The organism is Malaciobacter sp. (assembly GCF_055140965.1).
Genome location: NZ_JBSRRO010000065.1, coordinates 1 through 7,465, shown reverse-complemented (window position 1 = coordinate 7,465; position 7,465 = coordinate 1). Strand labels below are relative to the sequence as shown.

Annotated in this window: 6 protein-coding genes; 1 reads left to right on the top strand and 5 read right to left on the bottom strand. The window is 24.0% G+C overall.

Features of this window, described 5'->3' with window-relative positions:
• The coding region (locus tag ACTCCZ_RS13085; protein WP_463187410.1) for an O-antigen ligase family protein at positions 1-1,187 on the top strand (1,187 nt) is incomplete at its 5' end.
• Here the strand turns inward: ACTCCZ_RS13085 and ACTCCZ_RS13080 are convergent.
• The 5 genes from ACTCCZ_RS13080 to ACTCCZ_RS13060 all read right to left on the bottom strand — a co-directional run bounded on the left by ACTCCZ_RS13080 (position 1,173) and on the right by ACTCCZ_RS13060 (position 7,310).
• Positions 1,173-2,396 (bottom strand): glycosyltransferase family protein, encoded by a 1,224-nt coding sequence (locus tag ACTCCZ_RS13080; RefSeq protein ID WP_079580080.1) that lies wholly within the window; start codon positions 2,394-2,396, stop codon positions 1,173-1,175. The genes ACTCCZ_RS13085 and ACTCCZ_RS13080 overlap by 15 nt on opposite strands.
• Positions 2,397-2,412: 16 nt before the next feature.
• Positions 2,413-3,093 carry an acylneuraminate cytidylyltransferase family protein gene (locus tag ACTCCZ_RS13075; RefSeq protein ID WP_079580079.1) on the bottom strand — a complete coding sequence of 227 codons (681 nt, stop codon included), beginning with the start codon at positions 3,091-3,093 and terminating at the stop codon, positions 2,413-2,415.
• Positions 3,090-4,220, bottom strand: coding sequence for a UDP-N-acetylglucosamine 2-epimerase (gene neuC / locus ACTCCZ_RS13070; RefSeq protein WP_079580078.1), 1,131 nt, complete (start codon positions 4,218-4,220; stop codon positions 3,090-3,092). Before neuC ends, ACTCCZ_RS13075 begins: the two co-directional genes overlap by 4 nt.
• Positions 4,213-5,244, bottom strand: coding sequence for an N-acetylneuraminate synthase family protein (locus ACTCCZ_RS13065; RefSeq protein WP_079580077.1), 1,032 nt, complete (start codon positions 5,242-5,244; stop codon positions 4,213-4,215). The genes neuC and ACTCCZ_RS13065 overlap by 8 nt, the downstream gene beginning before the upstream one ends.
• A 212-nt stretch (positions 5,245-5,456) precedes the next feature.
• The gene (locus ACTCCZ_RS13060; RefSeq protein ID WP_079580076.1) at positions 5,457-7,310 is read right to left on the bottom strand and encodes an LTA synthase family protein; all 1,854 of its coding nucleotides are present in this window, start codon (positions 7,308-7,310) and stop codon (positions 5,457-5,459) included.
• Between the last annotated feature and the right edge of the window lie 155 nt (positions 7,311-7,465).

Genomic DNA, 7,465 nt, shown 5'->3' with positions numbered 1-7,465 from the left:
TTATTTATCTTTACACTTTTTTATTGCCTTTTACATATTTTGGCTCACAAATGGGTTTATTAACAGGAATATTAATATTTTGGTGGATACTTGACATAAAAAATAACAAAAAGTTTTATAAAGAAAAACTTTATAGTATAACTACTTCTAAACCCATCATTTTCATGGTTACTTTTCTTATTTTTGCAACTTTAAGTTATTTTTGGTCTAGCAACAAAGAAGAATTCTTTAGTACTTTGAATTCGCAAAAGTATTTTTTTTATCTATTACCAATTATTTATACTAGTTTAACTAAAAGAGAGGCTTTAAAGAATTTAAAAATCTTAGGAATAAGTTTTGGAGTATATGGTTTTTTTTCTTTACTCATTTATTTAGGATTATTTAGTTGGGATGGTAGTACTCAAGAAAATCCAAAATTTTTATTTCGTTATATGATTACAGGAGCATATTTAGTATTGGGAACATATCTCTTATACTATTTTGCTGTGTTAGAAAAAAATATTACATATAGAATTTTTTATATAATCTTATGTTTAATTACTTTTATTGGTATTTTTATCAATAATGGAAGAGCTGCACAAGTTGCTTTTATTATTACTTTGATTTTTTTTATAATTATTAATAGTAAAAAGATAAAACTCAATCTTAAAATTATACTGATTTTAGCTACAGCTTTTTTTATAGTTATAAATATTATATTAAATAAAAATATGTTAGTGATTAGATATGAAAAAGCATTTAATCAAATAAAAATTTTTGATTTAGATACAAATTATTATTCAAGCACGGGACAAAGACTAAAAATGTATTATACTTCTTTAGAATTATGGAAAAATGAACCTTTTTTAGGAGTAGGAGGAGGAGATTTAAAAGATTTATTTCATAAGTATGTGATTGATAATAATATTAAATTAGGCTGGATGTATAATACTGTACACAGTATTTATTCTGAGTATTTGGTAAAATATGGTATTATTGGATTATTTTTATTTCTATTTTCATTTATAAGCTTATTCATAGAATTAAAAGATACTAATAAAGGTTTATATGTTATTAGTATTTTACCATTATTAATTATTTTTTTATTTGATTCAATACTTCTATATAAACCTTTTAATAATGTATTTATATATACTTTTACATTACTTTGTATATTAGGAGATAAGAAAATATTAAAAAAAAGATAGTTTTTTCTTTATTAAAAAATAAAATAAGTCTTTAACGTATTGAAAGTTAGTAAAATCATTTTTTTTATTATTTTTATTGAAATTTAATATTTTTTTAATTCCAAAAGATATATTTACTTCATCATTAAAAAATATTTTTTCTATATTATTTATTTCTGTATTTGTTTTATATTTATTAGTATTTTTAATTATTTTCTCAAGTTCTTCTATTTTATTTGTATGAATACAAAAACCATAGTACTCAAAATATGATTTTATTTTATTCTCATCTTCTATTAATAAATCTAAGTTTTTTTTATTATGTTTATGAAATTCTATAACTGGTTTATTTGTTATTGCACAATCTTGTATCACTGAAGACCAAAATGATATTACTAAATCAGAGTAGTAACATAATCTATAGCTGTTTAAATTACTAATTATTAGATTATCTAAATTATTAGATTGTTTAAATGCTATTTTGTAAATTTTTAACTTTTCTCTGGGATGAGGTTTTATTATGAATAAATAATTATTTAATTTTTTAGCAAGGTGTATTATACTTTCAACTTGATAATCGTAATCTTTTTTATCTAGGTATTTTTTATGTGGACCACGAGTTGTTACCAAAATAATTTTTTTAAATTGTTTGATTTTTCTTTCTAAATCATAATCTTTTATCTCTTTAGACAGTAAATAAGTTAACCAACTTTTTTTATAGTTCAAAGCACCTAGGAAAATTATTTTATTATGATTTATTGTATAATTATTATTTTCAAAATATTTATTATCATAATCTATTTTATTTCCTACTATAAAAAAATCAGGTTTATAAGTATCATTTATTGAATTATTTTTATTTACGCTTTTATGTTTTTCATTAAATAAAATTGATTGAGCATGATGCATTAAAATAGTAATTGCATTTGGAAAAGTTTTAGTTAGTTGTTCATACTCAAACTCAGGTGCTTTATCTGTCGTTATTAAATATATCTTATTGTTTTTTATTTTATTAAAGATTTTTATTAGTGATGTTTTACCGATAAAAATTTCTCCAAGTTCTTTTATAACTTGCTTATATGTTGAGTCTATTTTTAAGTATTCTTTTTTTGATGGAATATAAAAAAGAATATTTAAATTTTCATATTTTAAAAATTCATTTATTATGGGTAAAGCAACATTTAATTCTCCTACAGATTCCCTATATATAAACAATATAACTTTTTTCATAATCTATTAACTTTTTTCATCTTAGTAATTTAATATTTTGAATCTTTTTTAAATCACTTCTTGTATCAATATCAATGCTTTTTTCATTACTCATTTCAAATGATATAGTTTTATTTGTAAATAATTTTCTTGTTTTCAAAAATTCTTGAATATTAACAATATAAATGGCACCATTTGGCATCAAGATTTTTGGAAGTTCTTGTCTTCTCATAAAGGGGTATTCATTGTTTAGTATGCCTTCTAAATAACCATATTTATTATTTTTAAAAGCTTTAAGAACTTTATTGTCAATGACTGTTGTGCTAATTAAAGCTGTTGCTTTTCTTTTTATTAATAACTCTATAGATTTGTCAATATCATTTTCATCTCTTAAAGGTGATGTAGGTTGAAGCAAAATCAAATAGTGATATGTATTTATATTTTCAATATTTTTTAATACATGTTCAATTACTGGTTCCGTAGGAGTTGTATCTAGTGCTAGTTCTGCAGGTCTTTTTAATATTTCAGCTTTATATTTTTGTGATATGCTTAGTATTTTATCATCATCACTACTTACTATAGTTTTTGTAATATATTTTGACTTTATACTAGCTTTTATTGTCCAAAATATAAGTGGTTTACCATTTAACTCTATAATATTTTTTTTGGGAAGTCCTTTCGATCCACTTCTTGCAGGTATAATAGATATTATTTTCAATTTAAATCCTTAAACTGTTTTTGATTTTGAATATTCCAAAAAGTATTTTTTTGTAGAAGATTATAAAATTTCTTGTCACTATTTCCATTGCCAAAATCTACGTCTTTTGTTACTTTTTTTGTAAGTAAAGCATCTTTTATAGCTTTAGTAATATCTTTTTCTATAAAATCTATAGATTTTATAGTTTTTGATTTAACTCTATTATTCTGTCTATTTCCAATGTTTATAGTTGGAATATTATAATATGGTGCTTCCCTTATTCCTGCACTAGAATTTCCTATTATGAATTGTGCATTTTTAAGAAGTACTAGAAAGTATTCAAATCTTAAAGATGGATATATTTTAAATTTATTGTTATTCGTAATTTTTTTGTATTCTTCTAAAATAATATTTGAACCCATATCATTGTTTGGATAAATAACTATATAATTTAAATCACTTTTAATTAAACTATTTAAAAAAGTTTTTATTTGTTTTTTTAGCTTAACCATCTCTGTAGTTACAGGGTGAAACATAACTATTGCATATTCTTTAAAATCTATTTCATAATACTTTTTTACTACTTTTAGAGTAGGCAAATTTTTAGAATTCATAACATCTAAATCAGGGCTACCAATATTAAATATACAATTTCTATCTTCGCCCATTTGAATAAGTCTTTTTTTTGCTTGTTCGTTTGAAGTTAAATGAATGTGGGAAAGCTTAGAAATGGAATGTCTTATAAGTTCATCAATAGTTCCTGAAATTTCACCACCTTCTATGTGTGTTACTAAAATATTATTTAAACTACCTACTATTGCACCTGCCATAGCCTCAATTCTATCACCATGAACAACTATTAAGTCTGGCTTTATCTCAAGTATATAATGAGAAAATCCATCTATTGTTTTTGCTAAATTTCTATCCATGTGATCTATATCATCATGATTAATAAATGGATAAATATTTTTAAATCCTGATTTTTCAATTTCTATAATAGTTTTTCCATATTTTGCAATCATGTGCATGCCTGTAGCAAAAATATGTACATCAAATAATTTAGATTTTTGTGTTATTTTTATAAGAGATTTTATTTTTCCAAAATCCGCTCTTGTTCCTGTTAGAAAAACTATTCTTTTTTTATTCATTAATATCACTCCAATTTAAATGTTCATCATTATTAATATCATTCTTTACAGTTTTTCCAAGTAATTCTTTATAATGTTCTGCTTTTATTGAACCAGTTCCAGGTCTTTTAACCCAAATATTTTCTTTTGTAAGTTTTTCACCTTTTCTAATAGGTTTAATGGTAACTACTGTAGCGAAGGCAAACTGAATAGTTACCTGTTCTTCTTTTGCAGCCTCTTTTTTACCACCTCTCATAAGTGCTATTTCTGTACTTCCATAAATTAATTCTTTCAAAGAAATTGGATCCATAGAATTTATGATATCAGGACCTTTTCTTTCCATTTTATCAGTAAAATGTCTTTCTAAAATACAAGCTCCAAGTGCAGTTGCTGCAAAACAAGCTCTGTTTGAAGTAGTATGGTCAGAAAGTCCTATTATAGCATTTGGAAATTCTTTTTGTAACTCTTGCATAGCTCCAAGTCTTACTAAATAAGCTGGCGTAGGATAAATATTGGTTGTATGAAGTAATGCATAAGGCACATTGTATTTTTCAAGTATATTTACTGTTTTTCTAACTGATTCAATATCGTTCATTCCTGTACTTACAATCATAGGTTTTCCAAAAGATGCTATGTGTTCAATAAGTGGATAATTATTACATTCTCCAGAACCAATTTTATATGAACTCACACCCATTCTTTCAAGTCTATCAGCTGCAGATCTTGAAAATGGAGTGCTCATAAAAATCATACCTTTTGATTCTACATAATTTTTTAATTTTATCTCATTTTCTTCATTTAATGCACATCTCTGCATTATCTCGTAAATAGATACAGATGCATTACCAGGAATAACTTTCTTTGCTGCTTTACTCATCTCATCCTCAACAACATGTGTTTGATGCTTGATAACTTCAGCTCCAGCATTCCAAGCTGCATCTACCATCTCAAAAGCAGTGTTTAAATTACCTTCATGATTAATGCCAATTTCTACAATAACTAATGGAGGATAACGTAACCCTATTTTTCTATTTTCTATTTGCATTTATTTTTTATCCTTATTTATTAAATAGAATTAGACATAATATCATATTTACACCTAATTATTTTAAGTGTACTTATATCTAAGTATAATTTTACTCTTTTTTATTGAGATTTTAAATACTAAATTTTAATAAACTATTGCTTTGAATACACTTATTATAGAGAATAATTTTGTATTTAATTTCATTAATAGTAAAAACATTTAAAGAGTATTTATTTATACTCTTTAATCACCTTAGTTCTACCCTGAAACAACAACTCTTGTGATTTTATAGTTAAAGCTAACGCTCTTTTTTTCATCTCTTCATGTAAGTTAGTACAAGATGTAGATTCTTTATTTAAATTATTTAATTTAAAGCATGTAAGTTTATTTGTTGTTGTATTTAATTCTATAATATCATTATTTTCAATCCAGCCTAATATACCATTTCTAAAATAGTCTGTGTAAAAACTTTTATTAGAAATAAGTGACTTACCTGTGAAGTTTGGCATTTCTTTTGTATGATTACCTAATACTAAATCATAAACTGTTGGCGCTATATCTCTTTGTGATAAGACAACATCTATTTTTTTAGGTTTAATTAAATCTTTAGAGTAAATTGCAAAAGGAATCATATAGTTCTCCATATTTCCTTTTATAGAACCTGTACAATGATCTGCGAATAAAACAAAAATAGTATTTGGATATTTCTTTTCCATATTTTTTATAAATTCTCCAAGTGCATAATCAGCATAATTTAGTGCATTTAATTTATTATTAAATCCTACATCTTCTACAAAATTTTGTTTTTTATATCCTTTTGGTGTAATCACATCATGAGTTGTAGCACCATTTATTCCTAATACAAATGGCTCTTTTATACTTTTGTTTTCAATCTTCTTTTCTATAAAATTATAAAGATCTGTATCCTGTACTCCCCAATAGTTTTCTTCATAAATTCTTTCTTTTATATCTCTTTTCCCATAACTTTGTTTATATCCTAGATTATTAACTAAACTTCCTGTTCCACTTGTATCTTTTGAAGAGCCTTGGAAAAATGCACTATCATAACCATTTTTAGTTAGTTCATATATAATAGAATCATATTCGAAATTTTGTAGCTGTGTTTTTGCTATACTTTTCCCTAAAGGATTTTGATATGAAGTTAATGTTGCAAAAATTCCTTCTGTTGTTCTTCTTCCATTTGCAATCATAAACCTTGAGTGTAAAGAGTTTTCTAATAGTGAATCATAAACAGGAGTTGTCTTTCCTTCAAAACCATAAGCACTCATAAATTTTGCACTCCAGCCTTCAAGGAAAAATAATACAACATTTGGTTTTGTTTTTATTTGTGGAAGATTTGTATTTGTATTTGAATCTGCATATATCTCTTTTAAGGACTTTTCTAATATATCGTTATTTAAATTTGCTATTTTTACTTTTGATAATTTTTTCTTTTGATTAACTACAGAATAAATGATATTGTATATAGAGTTTAAAGATACATTTGCAAGTTGAGTATTTCCTATTTCATTCGCCTGCCAAGGGTGCAATGGAATATGTTGAAACATTCCTCTTATAAAAAAAACAGATATCAAAATAATAAAAAACTTCTTAAGAAAATAGTGTTTGTTTATTTTTGATTCTTCAATATTTTTAAAGATTTTATAGCAAATTATAAATATCAAAAATGATACAAACATAGCTAAAACTGTCATTGATGTATGCTGTGAAAACGCCGTCATAAAAAGACTTCTAGCATCTTGAAATATATCAAATATTTCATAACCAACATGTCTGCTTGACTCATCAAAATAAAATATATCACTTATTTGTGTTAAAAATATTGTAATAATACCAACAGAACCAAAAAAAGCAAATAATCTCTTATTTAAATCAAAAAATGAAATAACAAATGCAAAAATAGCACTTGCCGCAAAATCAAACTTGATTCCCCAAAAAATAGTATATATTAGTTCTGTAGTAGCAAATTCAGAAAATTGTTCATCTAGGTAAAAGACAAATACAAACTTTGTAATTAATATAGTAAAATATGATACAAAAAATATCAAAAAATAGTTTCTCATTATAATCCTTAAAAAAATGAATTTTATCTAAAGTGATATAACAAGGTGTTTAATTGGTTAATATAAAATATTTTGATAAAATATATTTTTGTCAAATATAAGGAATAAATTGAGTTTTAAATATGAAATAAATGATAGATTTAAAAATATAAAAG

Coding starts and splice junctions, on each gene's coding strand:
- ACTCCZ_RS13080 (WP_079580080.1), bottom strand. CDS start 2,396: ATGAAAAAAGTTATATTGTTTATATATAGGGAATCTGTAGGAGAATTA.
- neuC (WP_079580078.1), bottom strand. CDS start 4,220: ATGAATAAAAAAAGAATAGTTTTTCTAACAGGAACAAGAGCGGATTTT.
- ACTCCZ_RS13065 (WP_079580077.1), bottom strand. CDS start 5,244: ATGCAAATAGAAAATAGAAAAATAGGGTTACGTTATCCTCCATTAGTT.
- ACTCCZ_RS13060 (WP_079580076.1), bottom strand. CDS start 7,310: ATGAGAAACTATTTTTTGATATTTTTTGTATCATATTTTACTATATTA.